Source organism: Caulobacter sp. 602-1 (assembly GCF_003931565.1).
Classification (GTDB): Bacteria; Pseudomonadota; Alphaproteobacteria; order Caulobacterales; family Caulobacteraceae; genus Caulobacter.
This window is the reverse complement of the sequence record NZ_RRYI01000012.1, coordinates 108548-131640: the sequence shown is the minus strand read 5'-3', so window position 1 is coordinate 131640 and position 23093 is coordinate 108548. Positions and strand designations below refer to the sequence as shown.

Below are 23093 nucleotides of genomic sequence, written 5' to 3'. Positions count from 1 at the left end.
GCGACGTCGGACGACGAGGCGGCCAGTTGCTTGAGGCGCGACTGGGCGATGACCAGCTCGCCCACCCGGTCCATCAGTTCGTCCAGGCGCTCGGCCGGAACGCGGACGGTGTCGCCGCCGGCCTTGGCCTGCCGACCCTCGCTGGCGGCGACCGGCGCCGCGTCGTTGGCGATCACGACCTGCGGCGCCGCGGCGGCGCTGTCGATGGCTTCCATGACCGCGACTTCGGTCCGCGCCGAACCGACCTCCTGGATATCCAGCGTCATCTCGTCGATCACGAAGATGAAGACATCCTCGATCGCGTCGCGGCCGTGGTTGGTGACCAAGGTCACGTCCCACGCCAGATGGCATTGGGTGGGAGCCAGGTCTTCCAAGGTCGGGACCGCGTCGGTCACGGCCACGACCTGGCAGTCGCCAAGCTCGCGCAGTTCGTCCAGCAACGGCAGCGGGCGCAGGCCATTGACCAGCGCGTCGGTCGGCAGGCTGAACCTCACGCGCCAGACATGGGGGGCGGGCTCGGCGGACGCCTCGGCGGGCTCGACCTGGCCGGCGCTCTCGACCACCCTATGCAGGTCGGCCAGCAGCGTCTGGCCCGTCGCTTCCGAAGCCGGACGGCCCTCGGCCAGGGCGCGCATGTGATCCTGGCAGGCCAGCACGGCGCCGACCAGTCCGGAGGTGGCGGCGACCTCACCCTTGCGAACGCGGTCGAAGGCGGTCTCGCAATGGTGGGTGAAGGCGGCCAGGGCGTCGAAGCCGAACATGGCCCCAGAGCCCTTCAGCGTGTGGAGCCCGCGGAACACCGCATTGACCAGGTCCCGGTCGCCGGGGCGGCGCGCCAGATCAAGCAGGCCCTGCTCGATCCCCTCGAGTAGATCCTGGGCTTCCTGACGGAAGACTTCGATGGGGTTCTGACCGCTCATTTGGCGAGGACCTTCTTGACGACCCGGATCAGCTGTTCGGGATCAAAGGGCTTGGTCAGCCAGCCGGTCGCGCCGGCGGCCTTGGCCCGAGCCCTGACTTCGGTGTCGGACTCGGTGGTCAGGAACAGGACGGGCGCGCCCGCACCCGCGCCGGCGGGGCGATTGCGCAACGCGCGGATCATCGCCAGCCCGTCCATGATCGGCGTGTCGACGGTGAGGAGGCTGGCCATGTTCAGGCCTCCTCGCCCAAACGCCAAAACTCCCGAAGGTCGTCGCCTTCCAGCAGGCCGCCTCGTTCAAGCATGGTGGCGAAGGCCTCGGCCGGAGCCCTGGCCAGCGCCAGATGCCTGCCTTGCGCCGCGGCGCTAGCGCGCGCGGCCAGCAAGATCTGCACGCCCGACAGATCGACCTCGTCGATCGCTTGGAGATCGATCTCGACCCGGGAGGCCGAAGCCATCAGTTCGAGAAGTTCGCCACGCCGCTCGGCCGCGAACGGCAGGGTTAAGTCTCCCCGTGGAGCCCAGGTGACGGGATCATCAGCCTCACTACGAGCGCGCATATAGCCTCCGCCGGACGCCGCGTTTTGTTTCGCGGCGCTACATGGCGGGCATCGTGGGATCCGAGGGTGAATGCAGTTTTAAGCTTGGTTGCGACAAAGTTTCACATACCGAAGGTAGAGTTCGTCTGCACTAGAACTTTTATAGTCTCATAAAGATCTGTTTATTATGGGCTTATCGATAATTTCTGAATCTTGTTCATGCGTGCTGGTTATTCGAAATATATCGCGCTCAGATCTTGACCCTGGCGTTCTCTTCGGGCGCGGCTGCGGCCCCTTGTCGCAGGCGCTGCAGAGGCAGCGCCAGGTGGCTGGCCTGGAAGCCCCGTGACCGCTGACGATATCAGGCGCTCCGGGTCAGAGCGCGCGCCTCCGCTTTGGAGCTCTTCGCGCGTGACTTCGCGCTCCAGCGGCGTGCGACGACGCGCCACAGGCCGGGTTTACCGGATGGCGCCCCTTTCCGGCGACAACGGTCCCGCCCGATCGAATGTCGGGTCAGCGGGGGCGAGAATGCGCCAGACCACGACCAACCGATCCATTAATCTTGTGGCCGTCGCGGCGCTCGCGATCGCCGCCGGGGGCTTCGCCGCCCAGAGCGCGCGGGCCGACGACCGCGCCTTCAAGCTGAGCGGCAGCTACACGGCCGATCTCGCCGGAACGGTGAGTGGCGGCCTGGCCAAGCGCGGTCGCGTGCTCGACGACCTGCAGGTCTTCGGCGACCTCGACCTCGACAAGGCTGTCGGCTGGAAGGGCGCCAGCGCCCACTTCGAGCTGCTGAACAACAGCGGCGCCATGCCCAATGACGACGCCGGCACGTTGCAGGGCGTCGACAACATCGAGGTCACCCGCCAGCGCGCCCGCCTGTTCGAGGCCTGGGTCGAGCAGGGCTTTGGCGACAAGGCGTCGATCCGCGCCGGCCTCTACGATCTCAACAGCGAATTCTACGCCAACGACAGCGCCGGCCTGCTACTGGCCCCGGCCTTCGGCATCGGCTCGGAGCTGGCCGCCACGGGTCCGAACGGCCCCTCCATCTTCCCCTCCACGGCCCTGGCGGTGCGTGTGCGCTGGACGCCGAACGATCATGTCTACGCTCAAGCGGCGGCGCTGAACGCCAATGCCGGGGTGTTGGGCGATCCTGGCGGCGTCAAGACATCGTTCGACAACGGTCTGCTGCTGATCGCTGAGGCCGGCTGGCAGGGGCGCGGCAAGGTGGCGTTCGGGACCTGGCGCTACACCGACAAGCAGGACGATATCCGCTTCCTGGCCCCGTCCGGCGACCCCGCCCCGGCGACGGCGCAGGGCGCCTATGTGCTGCTGGAGCGCCACCTGACCGGCGACGTCGACGTACGCAAGACGACCGCATTCGCGCGCCTGGGCGTCTCCGACGGCGACACCACCGCCTTCAGGGGCGGCTGGCAGGCGGGCGTGCTGGTCGAGCATGTGTTCGAGAGTCGGCCCGACAGCGCCTTTTCGATCGGCGTCAATCAGGTCTTCCTGTCGGGCAAGTACCGCGACAACGCCATCGATGCTGGCCTGGGCCTGAGGCGTTCGGAAAGCGCGATCGAAGTGACCTATTCGGACAAGATCGGGCCGGTGACGATCCAGCCCGATCTGCAATATGTGAAGGATCCGGGCGCTGACGGCGGCGTCGGCCACGCCCTGGTGGCGATCCTGCGAGTTGGGGTGGAGTTTTAGGCTCCACCCCTTTCAGGATCAGGCGCTGGCGGCTTCCGCGACGGCCTCGGCGGTGATGCCGAATTCCTTGTAGAGGCGCTCGAACGGGGCCGAGGCGCCGAAGCTCTTCATGCCGACGAACTTGCCGTCCTCGCCGATGAAGCGCTCCCAGCCCATCTTGATGCCCGCCTCGACCGCCACGCGCACCGGCGCCGAGCCGATGACGGAAGCCTGGTAGGCGGCGTCCTGCTGGGCGAACAGCTCCCAGCAGGGGGTCGAGACGACGCGGGTCGGCTTGCCCTGGGCCTGGAGGATGTCGCGCGCGGCCACGGCGACGCCGACCTCGGTGCCCGAGGCGAAGATCGTCACCTGCGCTTCACCGCCCTCGGCCGCCAGCAGTTCGTAGGCGCCCTTGGCGCAGAGGTCGCCGCCGCTGGCGCGGACGTGCGGGGTCTTCTGGCGCGACAGGGTCATGACCGACGGGGTGCGCGGATGCTGCAGGGCGACCTTCCAGCACTCGGCGGCTTCCACCGCGTCGGCCGGGCGGAAGACCAGCAGGTTCGGGATGGCGCGCAGGGAGGCGACCTGTTCGACGGGCTGGTGGGTCGGTCCGTCCTCGCCCAGGCCGATGGAGTCGTGGGTCATCACGTGGATGACGCGGGTTTCCATCAGGGCGCCCAGGCGGATGGCGGCGCGGCTGTAGTCGGCGAAGGCCAGGAAGGTGCCCGAATAGGGAATGACGCCGCCGTGCAGCGACATGCCATTCATGGCCGCGGCCATGCCGAATTCGCGGACGCCGTAGTGGACATAGCGACCGGTGTATTCCGGAGCGTCGAACGCGCCCATGCCCTTGACCAGGGTGTTGTTCGAGCCGGTCAGGTCGGCCGAGCCGCCGATCATGTCCGGGATGGCCGGGATCAGCTGGTCCAGGGCCGAGCCGGAGTGGACGCGGGTGGCGTTGACCGGCTTGGTCTCCAGGGCCTTGGCGATGTGGGCGTCCAGGGCCTCGAAGGCGCCGGCGGGAAGCTCGCCGGCCATGGCGCGCTTGAAGTCCGAGGCGTGGGTCGAGGCGGCGAGCTTGGCTTCCCAGGCCTTGCGGACCTTGGCGCCGCGACGGCCGACGCTCTTCCAGGCCGTGGCGATGTCGCCCGGCACGGTGAACGGCTCGGCGTCCCAGCCCATGGCGACGCGGGCGTCGCGGATCTGGTCGTCGAACAGGGTGTAGCCGTGGCTGTGGGGGTCGCCTTCTTTCGGACCCGCGCCCTTCGAGATCAGCGTCTTGCACGCGATCATGGTCGGACGGTCCTGCTTCGTCGCCCAGCGCAGGGCGGCGGCGATCTTGCCGTGGTCGTGGCCGTCGACGACCTTCACGGCCCAGCCGGCGGCCTTGAAGCGCGCGACCTGGTCGCCGGTCTCGGCGATGGTGGCCTCGCCGTCGATGGTGGTGTTGTTGTCGTCGAACAGCACCGTCAGCTTCTTCAGCTTCAGGCGGCCGGCGATGCTGATGGCCTCGTGGCTGACGCCCTCCATCAGGCAGCCGTCGCCGGCGATCACCCAGGTGCGGTGGTCGACCAGATCCGGACCGAAGCGGGCGGCGAGGTGGGCTTCGGCCATGGCCATGCCGACGGCCGTCGCCAGACCCTGACCCAGCGGGCCGGTCGTGGTCTCGACGCCGGGGGTGTGGTGGACTTCCGGGTGGCCGGGGGTCAGCGAACCCCACTGACGGAAGTTCTCGATCTCCTTCATCGTCATGGCCTTGAAGCCGGTCAGGTGAAGCAGGGAATAGAGCAGCATCGAGCCGTGGCCGGCCGACAGCACGAAGCGGTCGCGGTCGTGCCAGTTCGGCTGGCTCGCGTCGAACTTCAGGAACTTGCCCCACAGGACCGTGGCCACATCGGCCATGCCCATCGGCATGCCCTGGTGACCGGACTTGGCCTTGTGCACGGCGTCCATGGAAAGGACGCGGATCGCGTCGGCCATCTTGATGGGCGAAACGGGCATGGGGACTTCCGTCTTTTCTATGTTTTGCGGAGCTGCGCGAGGGGCGCACTCGCATGGGTGCGCCCGGGGGTCAACCCGCGCGGGGCTTCTGGCGACATGTTGAGGACGCTATGCAACATCGTCCGGGGGCGTTATAGGTGGAGCCCGACTTATGCTCAATTTCAGCATAACCCTGAAAGGCCGGTTCCTTGGGTAGTCCGTCGTTCTTCTCGCCCTATCGCCACGGCTTCGTTCGCGTGGCCACCGCCGTACCGAAGGTGAAGCTGGCCGATCCGGCGACCAATGCACGGAGCGTGCTGGCTCTGGCCCAGGAGGCGCACGAGTCCGGCGTGGCGGTGATCGTGTTCCCCGAGCTTGGCCTGACCGGCTATACCGTCGATGACCTGCTGCAGCAGGAGGTATTGCTGGACGCGGTGGAGGCGGCGATCGCGACCTTGGCCGAGGCCAGCGCCGACCTCGCGCCGATGATCGTGGTCGGCGCGCCGCTGCGCGATGGCGGCCGGCTCTACAACACCGCCGTGGCGATCCAGGGGGGCAGGGTGCTGGGCGTGGTCCCCAAGAGCTTCCTGCCCAACTACCGCGAGTTCTACGAGCGACGCTGGTTTACGCCCGGCGCGGGCGTGACCGGCAAGACTCTGGCCCTGGCCGGGCAAAGCGCGCCGTTCGGGACCGACGTCCTGTTCCGCGGCGAAGGGGTGACCCCGTTCACCGTCGGCGTCGAGATCTGCGAGGACGTCTGGACCCCGACCCCGCCCAGCACCGCCCAGGCGATGGCCGGAGCTGAGATCCTGCTGAATCTATCGGCCAGCAACATCACCATCGGCAAGTCCGAGACTCGCCGCCTTCTGTGCGCCAGCCAGTCGTCGCGGATGATCGCGGCCTATGTCTACGCGGCGGCCGGGGCGGGCGAGAGCTCGACGGACCTGGCCTGGGACGGCCATCTGGACATCCATGAAATGGGCGCCCTGCTGGCCGAGACCGCCCGGTTCTCCGCCGGCCCGGCGTGGACCTATGCCGATGTCGACGTGGAGCGGATCCGCCAGGAACGCATGCGGGTCGGCAGTTTCGGCGACGCCATGGCGCTGAACCCGGCCAAGGTTCCGTTCCGCGTCGTCCCGTTCGTCTTCACGCCGCCGGCTGGCGATCTGGCCCTCGCGCGCGTCGTCGAGCGCTTCCCGTTCACACCGTCGGATCCCGCCAAGCTGCGCGAGAACTGCTACGAGGCCTACAACATCCAGGTCCAGGGCCTGGCCCGGCGGCTCGAGGCCTCGGGTCTGAAGAAGCTGGTCATCGGCATCTCCGGCGGCCTCGATTCGACCCAGGCTCTGCTGGTGGCGGCCCGCGCCGTCGATCTGCTGGGCCTGCCGCGCGCCAACATCCTGGCCTACACCCTGCCGGGCTTCGCCACCTCGGATCGCACGAAGGACAACGCCTGGGCGCTGATGCGGGCCATGGGCGTGACGGCCGCCGAGCTCGACATCCGGCCGGCCGCGACCCAGATGCTGAAGGATCTCGACCACCCGTTCGGACGCGGGGAGCCCGTCTATGACGTGACGTTCGAGAACGTGCAGGCGGGTCTGCGCACCGACTATCTGTTCCGCCTGGCCAACCACAACGCCGCCCTGGTGGTCGGCACCGGCGACCTGTCCGAGCTGGCCCTGGGCTGGTGCACCTACGGCGTCGGCGACCACATGAGTCACTACAACCCCAACTGCGGGGCGCCCAAGACGCTGATCCAACACCTGATCCGCTTCGTGGCCCATTCCGGCGATGTCGATGCGACCACGACGGCGCTGCTGGAGGACATCCTGGCCACCGAGATCTCGCCGGAGCTGGTGCCGGGCGAGGCGACCCAGGCGACGGAGAACTTCGTCGGCCCCTACGCCCTGCAGGACTTCAATCTCTACTACCTGACGCGCTACGGCATGGCGCCGTCCAAGATCGCCTTCCTGGCCTGGAGCGCCTGGCATGACGCGGGCAAAGGCGGCTGGCCGGCGGGTCTGCCCGACAGCGCGCGCCGCGCCTATGACCTGGCCGAGATCAAGACGTGGCTGGAGCTTTTCCTGAAGCGGTTCTTCGCCAACCAGTTCAAGCGCTCGGCCGTGCCGAACGGACCCAAGATCTCGTCGGGCGGCGCCCTGTCGCCGCGCGGCGATTGGCGAATGCCGTCCGACGTCACCGCCGACGCCTGGCTGGCCGAACTGCACGCGGGGACGCCAAGCTGACGAAAACTCTTCGTTCCATCACGCTTTGCCTTTAAGCACCCTTCGCAATAAGGCCCTATCAAGGGTCAAAGACTAAGACGTGGTGGGGTTTATCTTGGCATCGATCTATCCGGTGATCCTGTGCGGTGGCTCAGGCACGCGCCTCTGGCCGGCTTCGCGCAGCGACCAGCCCAAGCAGTTCCTGAAGCTGGTCGGCGACCGTTCGTCCTTCCAGGAGACCGTCCTGCGGGTGAAGGACATCCCCGGCGTCGCCGAGATCGTCATCGTCACCGGCGAGGCCATGGTCGGCTTCGTCGCCGAGCAGACCGCCGAGATCGGCGTCTTCGTCACCATCCTGGTCGAACCCGAGGCTCGCGACAGCGCCCCGGCCGTGGCCGCCGCCGCCGCCTATGTGCAGGGCCAGGATCCGGACGGCGTCGTGCTGATGCTGGCCGCCGACCACCACATCGCCCAGCCGGAGATCTTCGGCGAAGCCGCGGTGATCGCCGCCCGAGCCGCCGAGAGCGACCTGATCGTCACCTTCGGCGTGCGGCCGACCTCGCCGGCGACCGGCTTTGGCTACATCCGTCCCGGTGAGCCGCTGCTGGACGGCTCTGTCAACGCGGTCGCCGCCTTCGTCGAGAAGCCCGACCGCGAGACCGCCGAGCGCTATGTGCTCGAGGGCTACCTCTGGAACAGCGGCAACTTCGCCTTCAAGGCCGCGACCTTGATGGGCGAGTTCGAGGCCTTTGAACCGACCGTCGCCGAGGCCGCCAAGGCTTGCGCCGCCGCTCTGACGCTGGAGGCCGGGATCGGTCGCCTGGACCGCGAAGCCTTTGGCCAGGCCAAGAAAATCTCGCTCGACTACGCGGTGATGGAGCGCACGCAAAAGGCGGCCGTGGCCCCGGCCGCCTTCGCCTGGTCGGACCTCGGCGCGTGGGACGCCATCTGGGAGGCCTCGATCCGCGACGGCGACGGCAACGCCCAGGATGGGGATGTCGACCTGCACGGCGCCTCGAACGTCCTGGTCCGCACGACCGGGCCCTATGTCGGGGTGATCGGGATCAGCGATATCGTCGTGGTGGCCGAGCCGGACGCGGTGCTGGTCTGCCATCGCAACGACAGCCAGGCGGTGAAGATCCTGGTCGATGGCCTGAAGGCCAGGGGGCGTTCGATCGCCTCGCGCAAAAGCGCCGCGCCGAACGGGACCGAGACCCTGGTTTCGACCACCGGCTTCGATGTCGAGCTGCGGCGCGTCCCGGCCGGCGAGACGATCGTCGTGCCGGTCTCGACCGTGCAGCTGCTGGAAGGCGTGCTGGAGATGGACGGCGACGTCTACGCCGCCGGCGCCCTGATCCCTCTGGACGCCGAGATCCGCGCGCGGGCCATCGGCGCGGCGACGCTCCTGGTCACCAAGCCGCGATAGACTTGCCGGCGCGCATTCTCGCCGCCGAACCGCTCACCCTTCGGCGGGATGCGCGCTGACCGCCCGGTCGAACTCCGCGATGGCGCAGGTGATGTGATAGAAGGAGCTGGCCGGGGCCGGCTCCTCCACGAAGGTCTCGTCGGGCAGGTACTTGTCGCGCCAAAGACCGGGGACGGGCGTGCGCAGATAGGTCATCAGGCCTTCCGCGCCTGCCGCGGCCATGTCCCACCAGCGGTCTTCGCCGGTGATCTGGGCGGCCAGCACAGAAGCCTTGATCCGCTCGGTCTGGGGCCACAGGCGCGCGCTGTCGTCATGGATCGCGTAGTCGTCCAGCAGGGCGTTGATCGCCACGCCGCGCGCCAGGTCGACGCCGTGCGTCTCGCCAGCCTCGATCATCTTCAGGGCGGCGGCGATCGCGTCGTCGCGGCCCGCCAGCTTGCCCCAACGCAGCAGCAGCCAGCCCCATTCGAACTGGTGGCCCGGCTCGCAGATGCGGCCCTCGACGCCCGGCGCCGGGTTCCAGTCAAGATCGAAGAATTCGCGGATCTGACCGCTTGCCGCGTGAATGAACCTGGTCAGGGCCAGCCCGCCGATCTCGTCGGCCAGGGCGCGCCAGGCCGGATCGTCGTCGACCTCGTTCCAGGCCAGCATCGCCTCGAACAGGTGCATGTGCGGGTTCGACTGCAGCGGCGTGGTCGGCGGGTTGGTCTGGTGGAAGCCGCCCAGGGGGTGCTTGCGCTCGGCGCGGAGCTTCTCGAGCACATGGACGGCGATCGCCTTGGCCTCGGCCTTGCGATCCGGCAGCGCCTTGGCCACGGCCGCCAGAGCGAACATGGCGAAGGCCTGGTCGTAGGGATCGGCGGTGTCGTCGAGGCTCTCGCCGTTCGGTCCGACCAGGGCGCGGAACAGGCCGTCGGGCCGGCGGTAGGCCTTCAGATAGAAGGCCAGGCCGTGCGCGACCGCCTCGCGCCACGGGCCGGTCCAGCCCAGCTCGCCGGCCAGGGCGTAGGAGAAGATCTGCCGGGGCAGCACGCGGCCGCGGCGCGGGCCGTCCACCGGCTGGCCGTCGAGATCGATCTTCTCGAAGAAGCCGCCCTTCACATGGTCGGCGCCCGTCTCCCACCACAGCGGGTAGGCCGCTTCCAGAGCCCAGGTCTTCAGGCGGTCGCGCAGGCGGGCGGCGTCGGCGAAGGCGGTCATCGAGAGCTCCAGAGGATCACCTTCTTCTAGGGAGCTTGCGCGACGAGGCCAAGACGGAGGCGTGGCGTTTCGCAGCCGGTCGGGGTAGTGCTCGCGTCATGACCAGTCCTGCCGCCCTCCCTCCTCTGAAGGCCGTGTTCCTGGATCGGGACGGCGTGCTGAACGTCGACCACGGCTATGTCTCCGACCCCGCCAAGCTGACCTGGATCGACGGCGCCCGCGAGGCGGTGGCGGCGATGACCCAGGCTGGCCTCAAGGTGCTGGTGGTCACCAACCAGTCGGGCATCGGCCGGGGCTATTTCGATGAGCCGGCGATGGACCGATTCCATGCCGCCATGCAGGATCAACTGGCCGAGCTGGGCGGCCGGATCGACGCCTTCTACCATTCGCCGTTTCACGAGACGGCGATCGTCGAGGCGTATCGCGTCGCCGATCATCCGGACCGCAAGCCCAATCCCGGCATGATCCTGCGCGGCTTGGCGGACTGGAGCCTCGCGCCGGACGAGGCGGTGATCATCGGCGACCGCCATATCGACGTGGAAGCCGGCAACCGGGCGGGCCTTCCGGGCTACCTGTTCAGGGGCGGCAGCCTGCGAACCTTCGTGGGTCAGGTTCTGGGCGAGCGCGTCCCGGCGTTGAAATGAGGATCCTGCAGTTCGGCCGGACGGGCCAGGTCGCCACCGCCGTCCAGGCCGCCGCCGGCGGGACCGTCGAGGTCATCGCCCTGTCGCGCGCCGATTGCGACCTGCAGGACCCCGAGGCCGTCCGCGCCGCGATCCTGGCCGCCGACTGCGGTCTGGTCCTCAACACCGCCGCCTTCACCCATGTCGACCCCGCCGAGGCGCGACCCGACGAGGCTTTCGCGGTCAACGCCGCCGCCCCAGGCGTCATGGCCGCCGCGTGCGCGGAACGCGACCTGCCGTTCGTGCACCTGTCGACCGACGCGGTGTTCGACGGCCAGACCGATCGTCCCTATGTCGAGACCGACGCGGCGCGGCCGATCAACGTCTATGGCCGCTCCAAGCTGGCCGGGGAGCGGGCGGTTCTGGTTCACCCCAAGGCGGTGGTCTTGAGGATCTCGTGGGTCTTTTCCCGCTACGGCCGCAACTATGTCAGCTTCATGCTGCGCCTGGCCCGTGAGCGCGAGGTGCTGAAGATCGTCGCCGATCAGTTCGGTACGCCGACCGACGGCGAGGCCCTGGCCGCCTTTCTGATCGCGACCGCGCCACGCTGGGCCGCCGCGGCGAACGGGGATCCGGCGTTCGGCCTGTTCCACTTCGCCAACGCCGGCGAGACCAGCCGTTTCGACTTCGCCAAGGCCGCCATCGACCGCGATCCGCTGGCCAAGGCGCGCTTGGAACGGACAAGCCAGGCCGCCTTCGCCGAGCCCGCGCCGAGGCCGCCGCGCTCGCCTCTGGACACGGGCAAGCTTCAGAAGGTGTTCGGCTTCCGGCCCGAACCCTGGCGGACGGCGGTCGAGCGCACGGCCGACCGGCTTGTCGCCGACCCCGCCGCGCGGGCCTGACGAGTCTGGCGTGAAGCCGCCGCTCGGGCTAAACCGGCGCAACTCCCGACATAAAAGAGCAGCGCGAGCGACCATGCAGATCTTCCTCGACAGCACCGACACCAAGGTCATCGCCGATCTGGCCTCGACCGGCCTGATCGACGGCGTCACGACCAACCCGACCCTGATCGCCAAGTCGGGCCGTCCGATGCTGGAAGTGATCGCCGAGATCTGCGACATCGTTCCGGGCCCGATCAGCGCCGAAGTCGCCGCCACCACGGCGGACGCCATGATCGCCGAGGGCCAGAAGCTGGCCAAGATCGCCCCGAACGTGGTGGTCAAGATCCCGCTGACCCGCGACGGCCTGATCGCCTGCGCGGCCTTCGCCGACGAAGAGATCAAGACCAACGTCACCCTGTGCTTCTCGCCGACCCAGGCCCTGCTGGCCGCCAAGGCCGGCGCGACCTACATCTCGCCGTTCATCGGCCGCCTGGACGACTACGGCTTCGACGGCATGGACCTGATCCGCGACATCCGCGCGATCTACGACAACTACGGCTACGAGACCGAGATTCTGGCCGCCTCGGTGCGCAACGCCGCCCACGTCAAGGAAGCCGCGATCATCGGCGCCGACGTCGTCACCATTCCGCCGGCCGTGTTCGCCGATCTCTACAAGCACCCCCTGACCGACAAGGGCCTGGAGCAGTTCCTCAAGGACTGGGCCTCGACGGGCCAGTCGATCCTCTAAGGCTGTCCTGTAAGGGATTGCGCGTTCCCGGGCGGGCTTTCACTCGCCCGGGAGGCGATCAAGTGATCACAGTTTATTTCGCAGTGGCGAAGATGGTTCGCAAACGCGAACTCGTGCGTTAAGTCTTGGTCCGTCCACAGAGGGCCACGCACATGGTTCCGACTGCCGCCGAGACCGAAGTCCGCCTGGCTGGCCCCGAAGAGGCCGACCGCTTCTCGCGATTCCTCCAGGGCTTCCTCTCCGCCAATGGTTTTCCATTCGTGATCGTGCACGACACACCCGAGTTCCTGGGTCAGCTGCGCCGGGTCGTGTTCGAGGACGTCTGTCTGTCCCGAAAGTTCGCCAGCGAATGGGTGAACCAGCGCGGCACGGCCGGGACGGCCTGACCTCAAGCCGAGAGGCGAGCTTGGACCTCGGGGTGGTCCTTCCAGGCCGGCATCTTGGACATGTAGACGATGGTCTCGGTTTCAGCCTGGGCGCGCGGGCTGCCGCGCCGCTCCTGCCACTGCACCATGCGCTCGAAGCGCGTGGGGAAGTCCTGCAGCGCGCCGGCCTCGTCGACGCAGTACTGGCAATAGGGGCCGGACTCGATCGGCAGGCCGCAGCTCTCGCAAGCGTGGCTCATGGGCGGGTTCCTTTCAGGTGGGCGACGAAGTCTCGGAAATGATCGATCAGCGTCTGGCGCTGCTCGGGTGTCAGTCTGGCGCCGGCGGCGGCCAGGACATCGAGGTCCAGGACGTTGCGGCTTTCCAGCAGAGCGGCTTGGCCGGCGTCGGTCAGCCAGATCAGGCTGCGGCGGGCGTCGGCCGGATCGCGGTCGCGGGTCAGCAGGTCCTTCTCGACCAGATGATCGACCATCTCGGTCAGGGTGCTGGGCGCGCGGTCGACGTGGCGGGCGAGTTCGCCGGCGGTCAGCGGACCCGCGGCGGCCAGGTGGTCAAGCAGCGCCACGGTCTCGGGCGACAGCCGTTCGCGCTTGTCCCTCAAACGCCGGACCGCGGCGCGGTAGGTCGCGCGGAACAGGTCCTCGAAATCAGCGGCGAAGGCGTTCGTCATGAAGCGACGCTACGAGGGGGCCGATCCTTCGTAAATCCCGAACGAACACCCCATATCCGACGGCCCTGGCCCTCTTCCCTTCGTTCGTGAAACGGGCCTAGCTAGGGGAAATCGTTTCACCAGGCTGCGGAGCTGCGCCATGAACGACCCTAAATCAGGCCTTCCGAGCATCGCCGGTTCTGCTCTCGACCTGATCGGCCGCACGCCCATGGTCGAGGTCAAGCATCTCGACACCGGTCTTTGCCGGCTGTTCCTCAAGCTGGAGAACCAGAACCCCGGCGGCTCGATCAAGGACCGCGTCGCCCGCTCGATGATCGAGGCGGCCGAGGCCGACGGCCGGCTGAAGCCGGGCGGCACGATCATCGAGGCCACGGCCGGCAATACGGGCCTGGGCCTGGCGCAGGTGGCGACCCTCAAGGGCTACAAGCTGATCCTGATCGTCCCCGACAAGATGGCGCGGGAGAAGATCCTGCACCTGCGGGCCATGGGCGTGGACGTGCGCCTGACTCGCAGCGACGTCGGCAAGGGCCATCCGGAATACTATCAGGACATGGCCCAGACCCTGGCCCAGTCGATCCCGGGGTCGCTCTACGCCAACCAGTTCGAGAACCCGGCCAACCCGCTGGCGCATGAAACCAGCACCGCGCCCGAGATTCTGACCCAGATGGACGGCGATATCGACGCCATCGTCGTCGGCGTCGGCTCGGGCGGCACGCTCACCGGCATTGGCCGTTACATGAAGGCCCACTCGCCGAAGACCAGGATGGTGCTGGCCGATCCGGTCGGCTCGATCCTGCGCGACTATGTCGAGACCGGGACCTTCGGCGAGGCCGGCAGCTGGATCGTCGAGGGCATCGGCGAGGACTTCATCCCGGCCAACGCCCAGATGGACCTGATCTCCCAGGCCTATTCGATCAGCGACCGCGAGAGCGTCGACACCGCCCGCCTGCTGCTGAAGAAGGAGGGGATCCTCGCGGGTTCGTCCTCGGGCTGCCTGCTGGCGGCGGCGTTGAAGTACTGCCGCGAGCAGACCGAGCCCAAGCGCGTCGTGACCTTCGTCTGCGACACGGGCGGCAAGTACCTGACCAAGATGTTCAACGACTTCTGGCTGGCGGCGCACGGCTTCGACGGCCGCGAGCTGCACGGCGACCTGCGCGACCTGATCGCCAAGCGCTACGCCGAGGGCGGCGTGATCGCCATCGGACCCGATGACACGCTGCTGACCGCCTATAACCGCATGCGCTCATCGGACATCAGCCAGCTGCCCGTGGTCGACCACGGCAAGCTGGTCGGCATTCTCGACGAGAGCGACGTGCTGGCCGCGGTGGAGGCGGGCGAGGAGGCCCCGCGCTTCAAGACCCTGGTCGGCGCGGCCATGACCCGCGCGGTCAACACCCTGCAGGCCCATCAGAGCGTCGACGACCTGCCCGAGGTGTTCGATCGCGACGAGGTGGCCCTTGTGGTCGACGGCGAGGAGTTCCTAGGTGTGATCACCCGGGTCGACCTGATCAATCACCTGCGGCTCAGCGCCTGAAGGACCCTTCATGACCGACATCCCCGGCAAGAACCGCCTGGACTTCGCCACGCGGACCATCCACGGCGGCCAGTTCCCCGACCCCACCACCGGCGCGGTCATGGTGCCGATCTACGCCACCTCGACCTACGCCCAGGCCAGTCCCGGGGAGCACAAGGGCTTCGAATACAGCCGCAGCCACAACCCGACCCGCTTCGCGTTCGAGCGCTGCATCGCCGATCTGGAGAGCGGGACGGCGGGTTTCGCCTTCGCCTCGGGCCTGGCGGCGGCCTCGACGATTCTGGAAACCCTGGACAGCGGCGCGCACGTGATCGCCAGCGACGACCTCTATGGCGGCTCGTTTCGGCTGTTCGACAAGGTTCGCAAGCGCTCGGCCGGCCTGACCTTCAGCTTCGTCGACATGGCCGATCTGGCGGCCGTCGAGGCGGCGATCACCCCGGCGACGCGGATGATCTGGGTAGAGACGCCCACCAACCCGATGCTGCGCCTGGCGGATCTGGCGGCGATCGCGACCCTGGCCAAGACGCATAACCTCGTCACCGTCGCCGACAACACCTTCGCCAGCCCCTTCATCCAACGGCCGCTGGAGCTGGGCTTCGACATCGTCATGCACTCGGCGACGAAGTACCTGAACGGCCATTCCGATGTGGTCGCCGGCGTGGCGGTGGTCGGCGACAACGCCGCCCTGGCCGACCAGATGAGGTTCCTGCAGAACGCCGTCGGCGGGGTGCTGGGACCGTTCGACAGCTTCCTGGCCTTGCGCGGGGTGAAGACCCTGGCCCTGCGCATGCAGCGCGCCTGCGATAGCGCGCTGGAGATCGCCCGGTGGCTGGAACAGCACCCGGCCATCGAGCGGGTGATCTATCCCGGCCTGGAGAGCCACCCGCAGCACGACCTGGCGAAGCGCCAGATGACGGGCGGTTTCGGCGGTATCATCTCGGCCGAGGTGAAAGGCGGACTGGCCCCCGCCCGCAAGATGCTGGAACGCACGCGCCTGTTCACGCTGGCGGAAAGCCTGGGCGGGGTCGAGAGCCTGATCGAGCATCCGGCGATCATGACCCACGCCTCGATCCCGGCTGATCAGCGCGCGGCTTTGGGCATCTCGGACGGCCTGATCAGGCTTTCGGTGGGGATTGAGTCTTGTCGGGACCTGATTTCCGATCTCGACGCGGCTTTATCAGGCTGAGCAGGTGATGGTGTTCGCCTTCGCCCGGCATGACGGGCGAGGGGTCCTTGGCCTTGGTCGGGCGGGGCGGCGGGAGATCCGTGCGCGTCGGGTCCTCGGCCAGCAGGTGGGCGGCCAGCATCAGGTCGGTCTTGACGGGGCCGAAGTCGGCTGAAGCGGTCCAGGCGCGGATCGCGGCCTGGGCGAAGGCTTCCGACAGGTCGACGACCTCGATCATCACCGCGGGCTCCTTGCGGATGCGGGCGTCGCTTTCGGCGCGCTCGCGCAGGCGTTTGAGCACCATCACCAGATCCGTCTTCAGCGGCACCTTGAACAGCACATCGGCCCGCCGGCTGCGGTGGGTCGAATAGTTCAGGATCACGTCGCCGAACACCTTGCTGTTGGGGATCATGACCTTGACGTTGTCGGGGGTGGCGATCTCGGTGAACAGCAGGTCCAGCGATTTCACCGTGCCGTTGCGGGTCGCGGTCTCGATCACGTCGCCGACCCGATAGGGGCGAAACAGCAGGATCATCATTCCGGCCGCCACGTTCGACAGGGCGCCCTGAAGGGCAAGGCCGATGGCCAGCGAGGCCGCGCCCAGCACCGCGATGATCGAGGTCGTCTGCACCCCAAGTTGCTGCAGCACCGCCACCAGGCCGACGGCGATCACCGCGTAGCGGGCCAGCGAGGCGCTGAAGCTCTCCAGGGTCGGATCCGGCGTGTTGCGATGAACCCGGGCCAGGGTCCGGCTCATGAACCGGGCGGCAAGGCCCGCCAGCCAGAAGGTCACGACCAGGATCAGGGCGGCGACCATTAGGTTCACCGCCAGCTTGCCCAGCCAGTCCAGGAAATGCCCGAGCATGGTCTCGTCGGCCTTTACGTTGGCGAGCGACGGCAGGGACGCATCCGCCGGGATGATGCTGGGCTTGGTCTTCATAGGAGTCTCGATAGGCGCCCCCGCCGTGTTCGGTCAACGACAAGGCGCGTCGACGGTTCCGCTTGATCGTCCTTGTGGCGAGGAAACAGTCGGTTACATCAATTGGCTCGAAATCGTCGCGATCGGACACTAGAGGCTGCGCTCATGAGCATGCCCTTCATCGACCTCGCCGCGCAGCAGCGCCGGATCCGCGACAAGATCGACGCCGCCATCGCCAAGGTGCTGGACAGCGGCGCCTACGTCATGGGCCCACAGGTCCGGGAGTTCGAGGCCAAGCTCGCCGAGTTCGGCCAGGCCAGGCTGGCCCTGTCCTGCGCCAACGGCACCGACGCCATCGCCCTGCCGCTGATGGCCTGGGGCGTGGGCAAGGGCGACGCCGTGTTCTGCCCCTCCTTCACCTTCGCCGCGACGCCGGAAGTCGTGCCGTGGGTCGACGCGACTCCGGTATTCGTCGACGTTCTGCCGGACACCTTCAATCTCGATCCGGCCAAGCTGGACGCCGCCATCGCCGCGGTGAAGGCCGAGGGCAAGCTGACACCGAAAGTGGTGATCGCCGTCGACCTGTTCGGCCAGCCCGCCGACTATCCGGCGATCAAGGCCATCTGCGACCGCGAGGGCCTGAAGCTGATCGCCGACAGCGCCCAGGGGTTCGGCTGCACGCTGAACGGCCATCACCCGCTGCATTGGGCCGATGTCGCCACCACCAGCTTCTTTCCGGCCAAGCCGCTGGGCTGCTACGGCGACGGCGGGGCGGTGCTGACCAATGACGCCCATCTGTGGGACCTGATGGACAGCTACCGCGTCCACGGCAAGGCGGTCGGCCCGGATCTCGAGGGCAAGACCTTCGACCACGACCCGAAGTACCTGAACACCCGTATCGGCATGAACTCGCGCCTCGACACGATCCAGGCGGCGATCCTGATCGAGAAGCTGGCCATCTTCGCCGACGAGATCGCCCTGCGCCAGGTCGTGGCCGACCGCTACGGCGAGGGCCTGAAGGGGGCGGTGCTGTCCACCCCGAGGGTGATCGACGGCGGCGTCTCGGTCTGGGCCCAGTACGTGATCGAGCACGCCAACCGCGACGGCCTGGCGGCGCACCTGAAGACACAGGGCGTCCCGACGGCGGTCTACTATCCCGTGCCGATGCACCTACAGGCGCCGTACGCGGCCTTCCCGCGCGGCGCGGGCGGCCTGCCGGTGACGGAAGCCAAGGCCGAGACCGTGCTGGCCCTGCCGATGCATCCCTACCTGGCAGAAGCCGACCAGGCGAAGATCATCGAGGCGATCCGGGCCTTCAACGGCTGATCGAGGCCATCAGGTCTGGCGTCTCGCGCGCCAGGCCCTATATCCGGCGCACATGCGTCTCGTGCCGGGGCGTCAGTCCGCGCGAGAAAATCCATGTCCGACACCAAGCCATCGCCGCACCCCGGCATGGGCTTTGGCCAGTTCGTCGCCCTGATCGCGGCGATGATGGCCACCAACGCGCTGGCCATCGACTCCATGCTGCCGGCCCTGCCGCGCATCGGCGAGGCGCTGGGCGTTCACGATCCCAACGCCCGCCAGTGGGTGATCACCTCGTACCTGCTGGGCTTCGGCGTGGCGCAGCTGGCCTATGGTTCGCTGGCCGATCGCTACGGCCGCAAGCCGGTGCTGATGGTCGGACTGACGCTCTATACGCTCTTCGCCGCCCTCTGCGCCTTCTCGACCTCGTTCGAGATGCTGCTGATCGCCCGGTTCCTGACCGGCCTGGGCGCGGCGTCCACGCGGGTGCTGTCGGTGTCGATCGTCCGCGATTGCTATGCCGGCCGCCAGATGGCGCGGGTGATGTCGCTGGCCTTCATCGTCTTCCTGGCCACCCCGATCATCGCGCCGTCGCTGGGCCAGGGGATCATGCTGTTCGCCTCGTGGCGCTGGATCTTCGGCGTGCTGTCGATCTTCGGCCTGGTCGTCATGGCCTGGGCGGCGGTCAAGCTGCCCGAGACCCAGCATCCGGAGGACCGGATCCCGATCTCGGTCGCGGGCGTCACCTCGGCCTTCAGGATCGCCCTGACCGACCGGATCGCCATGGGCTACACCATCGCCGCCGCCCTGGTGCTGAGCGGCCTGTTCGGCTTCCTCAACTCGGCCCAGCAGGTGTTCGCCGAGGTGCTGGGCGCGGGCGATCTCTTCCCGCTGATCTTCGCGGCCATCGCCGGAAGCATGGCGGTCTCGTCGCTGCTGAACTCCCGGATCGTCGGGAAGCTGGGCATGCGCAAGGTCTCGCACTGGGCGTTGATCGGCTTCATCGCCTTCGCCGCCGCCCACGCGGCGATCGCCATCACCGGCCACGAAACCCTGTTGAGCTTTTCCCTGATGCAGGCCGGCATGATGTTCTGCTTCGGCCTGGTCATGTCGAACTTCGGGGCCATCGCCATGGAGCCGCTGGGTCACGTCGCCGGCGCGGCGGCCTCGATCCAGGGCTTCATCACCACGATCGGCGGTGCGCTGTTCGGTTTCGTCATTGGCCAGATGTACGACGGCACGACCGTGCCGCTGACCCTTGGCTTCGCCGGCTTTGGCGTGGCGGGGCTGATGACGGTGCTGGTCACCGAGAAGGGCAAGCTGTTCCAGACCGGCGTGGCCGCGCCGGCTCCGGCCGTCGCTCACTAGTCAAGCGGCGGTTTTCGACCGAGCGCGGTCCAGCGCCGCGTAGAGAGCCCGAATATCCAACGGCTTGGCCAGCCAGTCGGTCATGCCGGCTTCGCGACAGGCCTGAACCTCGTCGTCCGCCACCCCGGCGCTGAAGCCGATCACCGGGGTGTCATGATTGAGGCCTCGACCCGCCCGCAGGCGGCGCGTGGCCTCACGGCCGTCGAGACCGGGCATGTTGACGTCCATCAGCACCACGTCGAAGGCCTGGGTCTCCAGCTGCTTCAGCGCCTCCAGCCCGTCCAGGGCGGTGGTCAGCTCCACCCCCAGGGGCTCCAGAACCAGGGCGAGCGTCCGGCGGTTCACCTCGTGATCGTCGACGGCGAGGATTCGCAGGGCGCCGATGTCCGGCGTCGCGCCCTCGGGCTGGACGATGGGGCGAGGGGCCTCCTGAGCCTGGCCGGCGGGCAGGAGCAGAGCCAGACGGAAGATCGCGCCGCGTTCCGGACCAGGACGGGCGTCCAGCTCACCGCCCATCAGCCGGGCCAACTGGCGGCTGACCGCCAGGCCCAGACCCGTGCCGCCATAGGTCCGGGCCGTTTCCTGCGAGGCCTGGGTATAGGGCGTGAACAGCCGGCTCATGGCGTCCTCGGTAATGCCGGGACCGCTGTCCTCGACCTCGACAACCACCCGCACCCGACCGTCCTCGGCGGGCTGGGCGTGGAGACGCAGCGTGATCACCCCTTCCTCGGTGAACTTCACGGCGTTGGACAGCAGGTTGTTGAGGATCTGGCGCAGGCGGAAAGGGTCGCCGCGCACCCAGGCCGAGGGCTGCTCGCCGGGGGGCTCGCGCAGGGTCAGGCCCTTGGCGCGGGCGTTGGCGCTCCAGAAGCGGGTGGCGTCGCGGATCGCGCCAAGGACGTCGAAGTCGCGGTTCTCCAAGCTCATGGCCCGGGCCTCGATCTTGGCCTGATCCAGCATGTCGGTCAGCAGGCCGGTCATCAGGTGGCCGGCGTCGACGATCAGGTCGGCCGTGGCGCGCGTCTGGGCCGGAGTGGTTCCCGTGCGGATCATGTGCGCGCCGGCCAGGATCGCCGACAGCGGCGTGCGCAGCTCGTGACTGACGATGGCGGCCATGGCGGTGCGTTCCGACAGGGCCTCCTCGGTCTGGACTCGGCGGCGGTCGGCTTCCTCGCGGGCGGCGACCACGGCGCGGCGGTCGTTGTGCATCCGGCCCCAGATCGTGTGGACGGCCAGCATGAAAAAGCCGACGCACACCGCCAGGATGGTGACCTGCTCGTGGGCGGAGCTCCAGGCCAGGGCCGGCATGGCGGCCATGCTCAGCGCATAGGGCGTCGCGCCCAGATAGAACAGCGGCCGGCTGTCGACGCCCGAGGCGACATTGTTCAACGCCCCGCCGACCAGAACCATCAGGGCCAGGGCCATCAGCGGCGGCTGGCCGCTCTGCCAGAAGATCAGCACCGCGCCCGCGTGCACGGAGGCCATGGCCACCATGGCGACCAGCATCAGCACGATCCGCGCCTGAAGATGGCGCTCGGGCAAGCGGTCCTTGACGAACGGCCGGACGGCGAAGAACTCCAGCGCCTGCACCGACAGGCTGGCGGCCAGCCATAGCGGGATAAGGTCGGCGCGGCCGATCAGGCTCAACGCCCAGCTCAGCAGCGCGGTCAGGCCGACGCGGGAATAGACCTGGCGGTAGCGTTCGGTGGCGTTGACCCGCAGATGCGGCAGCAGGGACGCAAGGAAGGGGGACATCGGCGTACTCCTCGCAACCTTGCGTAGGGGTACATGGCAAACGAGAGGTGAACGCCGATCATGGATCGAGCATGGACTCCAATGTTTTGAGTTCGTCGGCCTCTCGCGAGGGCTTGTCCCAGCGGATGCGATTGATGCGCGGGAAGCGCATGGCGACGCCCGATTTGTGCCGCGTCGACCGTTGCAGCCCTTCGAAGGCGACCTCGAACACCAGGCCGGACTCCTGGTCGGCGCGGACCGAGCGCACGGGACCGAAGCGCTCGATCGTGTGGTCGCGCACGAACTTGTCGATCCGCTTCAACTCCTCGTCGGTGAAGCCGAAATAGGCCTTGCCGACCGGTGTCAGGGCGCGGCGACCCTCCTCGTCCTCGCGCCAGACGCCGAACGTGTAGTCGGAATAGAAGCTGGATCGCTTGCCGTGGCCGCGCTGGGCGTACATCAGCACCGCGTCGATCAGGTGCGGGTCGCGCTTCCACTTGAACCACGGACCCTTGGGCCGGCCCGGTTCGTAGACGCTGTCGCGGCGCTTGAGCATCAGGCCCTCGGAAAGGCGGGCGTCGCCTTCAGGCGGATCCAGGCGCAGGGCGGCCAACGCCTCCCAGGTCTCGAAGGGTTGAAGGGGCGACAGGTCGATGCGGGGTGTGGAGAGGCGCGCCACGAACGCCTCCAGCCGGGCGCGGCGTTCGACGAAGGGCAGGGACCGGACGTCCTCCTCGCCGTCCAGCATCAGGTCGTAGGCGCGGATGCCGGCCGGGAACGCCGCCAGCTGCTTGCCGTCGACCGTCTTGCGGTTCAGCCGCTGCTGCAGATCCCCGAACGGGGCCAGGGCGCCGTCGCGCAGCACCAACAGTTCACCGTCGATCGCGCCTTCGAAGTCCAGGGCTTCGACCACGTCCGGGAAAGCCGCGGAGATGTCGTCGCCGGTGCGGGTGTAGAGCCGCCGCTGACCGCGCTCTGATACGGCCTGGACGCGGATGCCGTCCCACTTCCACTCGGCGACGTAGTCGGCCGGATCCAGCTTGGCGAAGTCGACGGCCTCGTCGATCGGCTGGGCCAGCATCACCGGCCGGAAGCGGCCCGGCGCGTCGGGCGAGGGGCGCTCGGAGCGGCCTTCCAGCCAGGCGAAGAGGTCGCCATAGGGCGGCTCCATCGCGTGCCAGACCTCCTCGATCTCGCCGATCTCGACGCCGCCGAAATTGGCGCAGGCCTGCTTGGCCAGGCGCGAGGAGACCCCGACCCGCAGGCCGCCGGTCATCAGCTTGAGCAGCGCCCAGCGGCCGTCGGGGTCCAGCGCGTCCAGCCAGCCCTCGATCAGCCGCTGCACCTCGGCGCGCGAAGCCGAGTGCAGGGCCTCGATCACTTCGGACAGCTCCGGCGGCCGGTTGGCCCCGGGCTTCTCCGGCCAGACCAGGGCGACGGTCTCGGCGAGATCGCCGACATAGTCGTAGGACCAGGCGAACAGCTGGGCGTCCATCCGTGCTTCGACCGCCTTGCGGATGAAGGCCGGCTTGGCGGCGTTGAACGACAGCGCCCCGGTCAGGGCCGCCAGGGCGTAGCCGCGATCGGGGTCCGGGGTGTCGCGCAGGTGGTCGGCGATCAGGGTCAGCTTGGCGTTGCGCGAGCTGGTCAGGGACAGACGGTCGAGCAGGTGGGCGAAGGCGCGCATGGACATGGAATGTCGGCCGGCCCCTTTCCGTTCAGCTACGCGCCATAACGCGATGCGCCAGCCCCTCGCGCAAGGGGTCGGTCGATGCTAGATTG

21 protein-coding genes are annotated in these 23093 nt (G+C 68.2%); 11 read left to right on the top strand and 10 right to left on the bottom strand.

Annotated elements, in window-relative coordinates:
- The 3 genes from EIK80_RS24535 to EIK80_RS24525 all read right to left on the bottom strand — a co-directional run.
- Window positions 1-920 (bottom strand): Hpt domain-containing protein (locus EIK80_RS24535; protein ID WP_199743610.1); only part of this gene is annotated, 920 nt, incomplete at its 3' end.
- Window positions 917-1150 (bottom strand): response regulator, encoded by a 234-nt coding sequence (locus EIK80_RS24530; RefSeq protein WP_125159628.1) that lies wholly within the window; start codon window positions 1148-1150, stop codon window positions 917-919. The genes EIK80_RS24530 and EIK80_RS24535, both read right to left, overlap by 4 nt.
- A 2-nt stretch (window positions 1151-1152) precedes the next feature.
- A complete protein-coding gene (locus EIK80_RS24525; RefSeq protein ID WP_125159627.1) occupies window positions 1153-1479 on the bottom strand; it encodes a lipid asymmetry maintenance protein MlaB in 327 nt (108 codons plus the stop codon).
- Window positions 1480-1986: 507 nt separating this feature from the next.
- Here EIK80_RS24525 and EIK80_RS24520 point away from each other — a divergent pair.
- Window positions 1987-3171, top strand: coding sequence for a carbohydrate porin (locus EIK80_RS24520; protein WP_125159626.1), 1185 nt, complete (start codon window positions 1987-1989; stop codon window positions 3169-3171).
- A gap of 18 nt (window positions 3172-3189) precedes the next feature.
- On the opposite strand, the gene tkt is transcribed toward EIK80_RS24520, so the two are convergent.
- The gene (gene tkt / locus EIK80_RS24515) at window positions 3190-5151 is read right to left on the bottom strand and encodes a transketolase (RefSeq protein WP_125159625.1); all 1962 of its coding nucleotides are present in this window, start codon (window positions 5149-5151) and stop codon (window positions 3190-3192) included.
- Between the two features lie 188 nt (window positions 5152-5339).
- Here tkt and EIK80_RS24510 point away from each other — a divergent pair, with 188 nt between their 5' ends.
- The gene (locus tag EIK80_RS24510) at window positions 5340-7376 is read left to right on the top strand and encodes an NAD(+) synthase (protein WP_125159624.1); all 2037 of its coding nucleotides are present in this window, start codon (window positions 5340-5342) and stop codon (window positions 7374-7376) included.
- A 94-nt stretch (window positions 7377-7470) separates the two neighbouring features.
- Window positions 7471-8781: a mannose-1-phosphate guanylyltransferase gene (locus EIK80_RS24505; protein WP_125159623.1), complete on the top strand. Its 1311-nt coding sequence runs from the start codon at window positions 7471-7473 to the stop codon at window positions 8779-8781.
- A 33-nt stretch (window positions 8782-8814) separates the two neighbouring features.
- On the opposite strand, the gene EIK80_RS24500 is transcribed toward EIK80_RS24505, so the two are convergent.
- Window positions 8815-9981, bottom strand: a complete 1167-nt coding sequence (locus EIK80_RS24500; protein WP_125159622.1) for an AGE family epimerase/isomerase — start codon at window positions 9979-9981, stop codon at window positions 8815-8817.
- 98 nt (window positions 9982-10079) lie between these two features.
- Between EIK80_RS24500 and EIK80_RS24495 the strand changes: the two genes are divergently transcribed.
- From EIK80_RS24495 to EIK80_RS24480, 4 genes are all read left to right on the top strand, one after another.
- Window positions 10080-10625: an HAD-IIIA family hydrolase gene (locus EIK80_RS24495; protein ID WP_199743609.1), complete on the top strand. Its 546-nt coding sequence runs from the start codon at window positions 10080-10082 to the stop codon at window positions 10623-10625.
- Window positions 10622-11506, top strand: a complete 885-nt coding sequence (gene rfbD / locus EIK80_RS24490) for a dTDP-4-dehydrorhamnose reductase (protein ID WP_125159620.1) — start codon at window positions 10622-10624, stop codon at window positions 11504-11506. Before EIK80_RS24495 ends, rfbD begins: the two co-directional genes overlap by 4 nt.
- A gap of 73 nt (window positions 11507-11579) precedes the next feature.
- Window positions 11580-12233: a fructose-6-phosphate aldolase gene (fsa, locus tag EIK80_RS24485; RefSeq protein ID WP_125159619.1), complete on the top strand. Its 654-nt coding sequence runs from the start codon at window positions 11580-11582 to the stop codon at window positions 12231-12233.
- 152 nt (window positions 12234-12385) lie between these two features.
- The gene (locus EIK80_RS24480; protein WP_125159618.1) at window positions 12386-12619 is read left to right on the top strand and encodes a hypothetical protein; all 234 of its coding nucleotides are present in this window, start codon (window positions 12386-12388) and stop codon (window positions 12617-12619) included.
- Between the two features lie 2 nt (window positions 12620-12621).
- On the opposite strand, the gene EIK80_RS24475 is transcribed toward EIK80_RS24480, so the two are convergent.
- Complete coding sequence (locus EIK80_RS24475; RefSeq protein WP_125159617.1) at window positions 12622-12858, bottom strand: hypothetical protein; 237 nt, start codon at window positions 12856-12858, stop codon at window positions 12622-12624.
- Complete coding sequence (locus EIK80_RS24470; protein WP_125159616.1) at window positions 12855-13289, bottom strand: MarR family winged helix-turn-helix transcriptional regulator; 435 nt, start codon at window positions 13287-13289, stop codon at window positions 12855-12857. The genes EIK80_RS24475 and EIK80_RS24470 overlap by 4 nt, the downstream gene beginning before the upstream one ends.
- Before the next feature lie 139 nt (window positions 13290-13428).
- On the opposite strand from EIK80_RS24470, the gene EIK80_RS24465 reads away from it, so the two are divergent.
- The gene (locus tag EIK80_RS24465) at window positions 13429-14823 is read left to right on the top strand and encodes a cystathionine beta-synthase (RefSeq protein ID WP_125159615.1); all 1395 of its coding nucleotides are present in this window, start codon (window positions 13429-13431) and stop codon (window positions 14821-14823) included.
- Window positions 14824-14833: 10 nt separating this feature from the next.
- Window positions 14834-16009 (top strand): PLP-dependent aspartate aminotransferase family protein, encoded by a 1176-nt coding sequence (locus tag EIK80_RS24460; protein ID WP_125159614.1) that lies wholly within the window; start codon window positions 14834-14836, stop codon window positions 16007-16009.
- Here the strand turns inward: EIK80_RS24460 and EIK80_RS24455 are convergent.
- Window positions 15939-16928, bottom strand: a complete 990-nt coding sequence (locus EIK80_RS24455; protein ID WP_125159613.1) for a mechanosensitive ion channel family protein — start codon at window positions 16926-16928, stop codon at window positions 15939-15941. The two genes, EIK80_RS24460 and EIK80_RS24455, sit on opposite strands and share 71 nt — an antisense overlap.
- A gap of 144 nt (window positions 16929-17072) precedes the next feature.
- Between EIK80_RS24455 and EIK80_RS24450 the strand changes: the two genes are divergently transcribed.
- A complete protein-coding gene (locus tag EIK80_RS24450) occupies window positions 17073-18233 on the top strand; it encodes a DegT/DnrJ/EryC1/StrS aminotransferase family protein (RefSeq protein WP_125159612.1) in 1161 nt (386 codons plus the stop codon).
- Between the two features lie 126 nt (window positions 18234-18359).
- Entirely contained in the window at window positions 18360-19577 is a 1218-nt protein-coding gene (locus tag EIK80_RS24445) for a multidrug effflux MFS transporter (protein WP_125159636.1), read from the top strand.
- Here the strand turns inward: EIK80_RS24445 and EIK80_RS24440 are convergent, their stop codons facing one another.
- Window positions 19578-21332 (bottom strand): ATP-binding protein, encoded by a 1755-nt coding sequence (locus tag EIK80_RS24440; protein ID WP_125159611.1) that lies wholly within the window; start codon window positions 21330-21332, stop codon window positions 19578-19580.
- Between the two features lie 58 nt (window positions 21333-21390).
- Window positions 21391-23004: a cisplatin damage response ATP-dependent DNA ligase gene (locus tag EIK80_RS24435; RefSeq protein ID WP_125159610.1), complete on the bottom strand. Its 1614-nt coding sequence runs from the start codon at window positions 23002-23004 to the stop codon at window positions 21391-21393.
- Between the last annotated feature and the right edge of the window lie 89 nt (window positions 23005-23093).

What these genes read in the sequence shown, in the direction of transcription:
- tkt (WP_125159625.1), bottom strand. Translation starts at nt 5,151, where the DNA reads ATGCCCGTTTCGCCCATCAAGATGGCCGACGCGATCCGCGTCCTTTCC.
- EIK80_RS24525 (WP_125159627.1), bottom strand. Translation starts at nt 1,479, where the DNA reads ATGCGCGCTCGTAGTGAGGCTGATGATCCCGTCACCTGGGCTCCACGG.
- EIK80_RS24460 (WP_125159614.1), top strand. Translation starts at nt 14,834, where the DNA reads ATGACCGACATCCCCGGCAAGAACCGCCTGGACTTCGCCACGCGGACC.
- EIK80_RS24440 (WP_125159611.1), bottom strand. Translation starts at nt 21,332, where the DNA reads ATGTCCCCCTTCCTTGCGTCCCTGCTGCCGCATCTGCGGGTCAACGCC.
- EIK80_RS24450 (WP_125159612.1), top strand. Translation starts at nt 17,073, where the DNA reads ATGAGCATGCCCTTCATCGACCTCGCCGCGCAGCAGCGCCGGATCCGC.
- EIK80_RS24470 (WP_125159616.1), bottom strand. Translation starts at nt 13,289, where the DNA reads ATGACGAACGCCTTCGCCGCTGATTTCGAGGACCTGTTCCGCGCGACC.
- EIK80_RS24480 (WP_125159618.1), top strand. Translation starts at nt 12,386, where the DNA reads ATGGTTCCGACTGCCGCCGAGACCGAAGTCCGCCTGGCTGGCCCCGAA.
- EIK80_RS24530 (WP_125159628.1), bottom strand. Translation starts at nt 1,150, where the DNA reads ATGGCCAGCCTCCTCACCGTCGACACGCCGATCATGGACGGGCTGGCG.
- EIK80_RS24435 (WP_125159610.1), bottom strand. Translation starts at nt 23,004, where the DNA reads ATGTCCATGCGCGCCTTCGCCCACCTGCTCGACCGTCTGTCCCTGACC.
- EIK80_RS24455 (WP_125159613.1), bottom strand. Translation starts at nt 16,928, where the DNA reads ATGAAGACCAAGCCCAGCATCATCCCGGCGGATGCGTCCCTGCCGTCG.
- EIK80_RS24495 (WP_199743609.1), top strand. Translation starts at nt 10,080, where the DNA reads ATGACCAGTCCTGCCGCCCTCCCTCCTCTGAAGGCCGTGTTCCTGGAT.
- EIK80_RS24465 (WP_125159615.1), top strand. Translation starts at nt 13,429, where the DNA reads ATGAACGACCCTAAATCAGGCCTTCCGAGCATCGCCGGTTCTGCTCTC.
- fsa (WP_125159619.1), top strand. Translation starts at nt 11,580, where the DNA reads ATGCAGATCTTCCTCGACAGCACCGACACCAAGGTCATCGCCGATCTG.
- EIK80_RS24445 (WP_125159636.1), top strand. Translation starts at nt 18,360, where the DNA reads ATGGGCTTTGGCCAGTTCGTCGCCCTGATCGCGGCGATGATGGCCACC.
- rfbD (WP_125159620.1), top strand. Translation starts at nt 10,622, where the DNA reads ATGAGGATCCTGCAGTTCGGCCGGACGGGCCAGGTCGCCACCGCCGTC.
- EIK80_RS24500 (WP_125159622.1), bottom strand. Translation starts at nt 9,981, where the DNA reads ATGACCGCCTTCGCCGACGCCGCCCGCCTGCGCGACCGCCTGAAGACC.
- EIK80_RS24475 (WP_125159617.1), bottom strand. Translation starts at nt 12,858, where the DNA reads ATGAGCCACGCTTGCGAGAGCTGCGGCCTGCCGATCGAGTCCGGCCCC.
- EIK80_RS24520 (WP_125159626.1), top strand. Translation starts at nt 1,987, where the DNA reads ATGCGCCAGACCACGACCAACCGATCCATTAATCTTGTGGCCGTCGCG.